2 protein-coding genes are annotated in these 3,872 nt (G+C 67.1%); both read right to left on the minus strand.

From position 1 onward, the window contains the following. Nucleotides 1-82: 82 nt before the first annotated feature. Nucleotides 83-2,599: a SpoIIE family protein phosphatase gene (locus MJ783_RS22535; RefSeq protein WP_239313730.1), complete on the minus strand. Its 2,517-nt coding sequence runs from the start codon at nt 2,597-2,599 to the stop codon at nt 83-85. 174 nt (nt 2,600-2,773) lie between these two features. Further along, nucleotides 2,774-3,313: a YceI family protein gene (locus MJ783_RS22540; RefSeq protein ID WP_239313733.1), complete on the minus strand. Its 540-nt coding sequence runs from the start codon at nt 3,311-3,313 to the stop codon at nt 2,774-2,776. Nucleotides 3,314-3,872: the final 559 nt, after the last annotated feature.

Below are 3,872 nucleotides of genomic sequence, written 5' to 3' on the forward strand. Positions count from 1 at the left end.
CCGGCACCCCCCGAACAACTTCCGGCGGCGACCACTAAGTCCGATCACATACGTCGCTGCACGGGCCCTGCCGCACAAACCGTCACGTGCCTTCGCGAACCTCGCTCCGCGGGGCCGCGGCCAGCGCCTGCTCAGCCCAGATGATCTTACCATCGCGGGTCTGGCGAGTGCCCCAGCGCGCCGCGAGCTGAGCGACCAGAAACAGCCCGCGTCCGCTCTCGTCAAAGGTACGGGCATGGCACAGGTGCGGCGCGGCCCTGCTGGCATCGGAGACCTCGCAGATCAGTGCGGTGTCCCGGATCAGCCGCACCTGGATGGGGGCACGCCCATGGCGGATCGCATTGGTGACAAGCTCGCTGACGAGCAATTCGGTGGTGGACGCGGCTTCCGCCAGTCCCCACACGCCGAGGGTGCGCAGTACCCCCGCCCGGACGTGGGCGACGACAGCCGGGTCAGCGGGCAGGTCCCAGCTGGCGACCTGGCTCGCGTCGAGAGCGCGGGTGCGGGCAAGCAACAGCGCGACGTCATCGGCGGGATGCTCGGGCAGCAGAGCATCAAGCACCCGGTCACAGATGGCTTCCAAGGACGAGGAGAGCACCGGCTGACCAGGCGGGCCGTTGCCGGAGCGCAGCGGAGCGAGGGCAGCGCACAACGCCTCAAGCCCCACATCGATGTCACGATCGCGGGACTCGACCAGGCCGTCGGTGTACAGGGCGAGCAGGCTGCCCGCCGGCAGTTCAACCTCGGCCGCCTCGAAGAGCAGGCCGCCGAGCCCGAGCGGCGGGCCAGCGGGCACATCCAGGAAGGCGGCCGTGCCATCAGGAGTGACCAGAACGGGCTGGAGGTGGCCGGCCCGGGCCAGCGTGCAGACGCGGGAGACCGGATCATAAACGGCACACAGACAGGTGGCGCCGATGTCGTTGACGGCCTCCTGTTCCAGGGGCGCGGTGTTTCCCGCGACGCCGTCATGATCCGCGGCGAGGCGCGCGACCACGTCGTCCAGACGGGTAAGCAGCTCACCCGGATAAAGATCAATATCGATCAGCGTACGGACAGCGGTACGCAGCCGGCCCATGGTCGCGGCGGCATGGACACCGTGACCGACCACGTCACCGACCACCAGGGCGACCCTGGTTCCAGACATCGCAATCACGTCGTACCAGTCACCACCCACACCAACCTGGGAGCTGGCCGGCAGATAGCGGGAGGCGACCTCCACGGCCGTCTGCTCGGGCAGCCGTTGCGGCAGCAGACTGCGCTGAAGCGCGAGTGCGGTGGTGCGCTCCCGGGTATAGCGACGAGCATTGTCGATCGAGATCGCGGCCCTGGAGCCGAGCTCCTCGGCAAGGACGAGGTCGTCCCGCCTGAAGGACTCCGCATGCCGGTGCCGGCCGAACAGCGCCACCCCGAGCGTGGCTCCCCGGGCCCGCAGCGGCACTGCCATCACCGAATGGAACGCATGCTGGCTGGCCGTGGCGCGGACAGGATCAGCCGCGGCCCTTCGCGCGGCATCAGGATCGGCGGTCCCACTCAGCATGGGCTGGCCCGTTGCCAGGCAGCGGGCTGGCAGTGAGAAGTCCGGGTAGACGCAGAGCTCCCCCAGGCTGACGACGGCATCCAGCTCGCCGTCCACAACGCAGTGGTGGGCGACCCGGCGTAGGGTGACCTGGCCGGCAAGCGGGCCCGGAGCTGGCTCGCCCCCGTGGTACACCGAATCGAGCAGGTCGACGCTGGCCCAGTCCGCAAGCGTGGGGATGGCCATGTCGGCCAGTTCCTGAGCGGTCCGCGTCACGTCGAGGGTGCTGCCGATACGGCTGCTGGCGTCGTCGAGCAGGGCAAGTCGCTGCCGGGCCCAGTACTGCTCGCTGACATCGAAGGCCGCGGCGAACACGCCCAGCACCCGACCGTCCGGGGCCTTGATCGGAGACATGCTGGTGGCCCAGGCATGGTCGCGGGGCTCGGAGGGAGCGCGAACGTAGTTCTCGTACACCACCGATCGGCCGGTTTCGACAACCTGGCGCAGCTGCTCGGCGAATCCCTCGTAGCTGGGGTTGCGCAGTGCCTCCATGAACGGCCGCCCGCGTAGGTCGGTCTCGTCAAGACCCAGCATGGATTTCGCGCCGGCGCTCAGCCGCCAGAAACGGGTCTGGGAATCGTAGATGACGATGAAGAGCTCAGCCTGGCGAAACCCCCACTCCACAATCGTCCGATCGCCGACGTGCCCGAACGAGTCGCCCGGTGGATCCGCATATCCTGCCGCCGCGGGAGCGACCAGGAACCACTGGACCCTCCCCACGGCGTCCCGCAGCGGGTACGCGCACAGCACGATATCCAGCTGCCGGCCGTCTCGGTGGCGCACAGCGACTTTCCCGCTCCATCCTCGCTGGTCCGCCACGGCACGGCGGGCCGGACCTGGAACACCGGTGGCAAGAAGGCCGATCCCCAGCTTCCCAACGATTTCATCCGGCGAGTAACCGAGCAGCTGATACGCAGGCGCGCTCCACGCGGTGATGATGCCATGCGGATCCACCGCCGCGGTGGCTGCATTCACCACACCCAAAAGATCATCAATGATCGGGTCGCACGCCTCCATTGTCATCTATCTCGCTCTTCCCCCTCGCGGCCCCGTTAGAACCAGGCAATCGCGACCTATGCCGGACAGCCGACGCCGCGGTCAGCCGGAGTCGCCGAGAGCGAGCATGGCCTGGCGGAGCTCGGGGAACGCAACCGATAATCGAAGCCTTCGGTCAGAGCGCGCCTACCGCTTTCCGGCTCACCCAGGGGACGGCACCACGATGAGATCCAGCTCGATCGCCTGGTAACGAGCGACCATCCCCTTCATCTTCGTGACACCGAACTCGTTTCGATCAATCCGGGTGACGGCGTTGAACCGCGTCTCGCCACTGGCCGGTACCACGGCGGTGAGAGTCAGGTCCACCGGTCGGGAGACACCGCGGACGGTGAGTGTACCGGGCACAACCCACGCGCCAGACGCATCCCGAGCTCCGTCGGCGATGAACGTGATATCCGGGTAGGACGCAACATCGAGAAAGTCCGCCGTCCTGAGATGGTCATCCCGTTTGCGGTTGGCGGTGTTGACGCTGCTGGCGTCGAGCACGGCGCGAACGCCGGACTTCTCGACCGGGTCAGCGACGATCACCGCGCCCTCGCGGATCGCGACGATACCGACCACCTTGGCAAGGCCAAACATACCGCGGGTGGTGAACCGCACCATGGAGCGATCGGGGACGATACGGTAGGTGCCGACATGGGGCACCGTCACGGCCCGCGCCGATATCGACTGTCCTGCCATGGTCCCTCCTGACAACCGTGAAAAACCGCGATCATTCCACCACCGCCGGACAGGCGGGAGGCCCTGTGGTAGCACGTCGTTCGGCATACCAGGGCCCCACCAGCCGTCGACGGAATCCAACGAGAAAATCATCCACAGGATGCGCGAATGACATTTACATACATTACCGGTAGGCAGATTGCCCGCCTACCGACGATGAATACTGTCAGTCTAACACGAAAACAAGAGCGCCCGGCAATAGGAGCGTGGATCAAAAAACAAGGCTGGGGCACGGACGTCGCGAGGCGCGGGGATGCTTCGACTTGTCCAGCCCCGCATCCGGTCACGCCCGGCCACCGCCGGATCCAACGTCGCCATAAGAGCACCCGGCAATAAGGGGTGTGGATCAAGGAGCGGGGCTGGGGTGCGTGCCCTGGCCCCGCGACGCCGCGTCCCCTATTGCCGGTCGCTCTTAGTGGTCGCCGCCGGAAGTTCGTCCAGAGTCTGCCGGCGCCAGACGGCGCCTCGCCTCGTTGTCGTCGGCCCAGGTAGAACACCCCTACCTGGGCCTTCTCCGCCT

The sequence above is a fragment of the Protofrankia sp. Cj3 genome, from assembly GCF_917627355.1.
In the GTDB taxonomy this organism is placed as follows: Bacteria; Actinomycetota; Actinomycetes; order Frankiales; family Frankiaceae; genus Protofrankia.